The 531-nt window shown below is 42.6% G+C and carries 2 pseudogenes; both read left to right on the forward strand.

Annotation, left to right across the window (positions count from 1 at the left end):
* Positions 1 to 204 (forward strand): annotated as a pseudogene (locus AC5JQH_RS21400) (transporter); the annotation flags it as partial.
* A 39-nt stretch (positions 205 to 243) separates the two neighbouring features.
* Positions 244 to 531, forward strand: a pseudogene (locus AC5JQH_RS21405) (PQQ-dependent dehydrogenase, methanol/ethanol family); the annotation flags it as partial.

Consider the following 531-nt stretch of genomic DNA (forward strand, 5'->3'; position numbering starts at 1 on the left):
ATTTCTCATACCCTCGGCGGTGAGACACAAGTAAACGATATAAACCAGGACAATGACCTTGCAACTACCAAGATGACTATCGGTACGGCATGGTTTGCGAATCCGGGACTGCAACTAATCGCAAATTATGGAAGAGATTTGTCCGTAGAAAATGGATTTAAAGAACAGCACCGACTCAACTTTCGTATTCTAAAAGCGTTTTAAAATCCCATAAAACAGTAATAACAACGAAAGGATATAAAAATGAAACTGACTAATAATCACTACAGAAAACGTCTATCAAAAAAACTAACAAGTAGTGCATTAGTTCCATTTTTCGTAATCGGAGCCAGCACTGTTATTGCGGCTGATCAGGTAAATCAAAGCTATATCATTGAAAATGCCAAAACCGGCAAGGACTGGCCCACCCATGGTTTTGATTATGCGGAGACGCGCTTTAGCCCTCTTTCCCAAATTTCGGCGGACAATGTCGAAAACCTCGGGCTTGCATGGTCCTACAACCTTGGGTCTGAGCGAGGTGTCGAGGCCACT

This window comes from Marinobacter sp. H13, assembly GCF_059072335.1.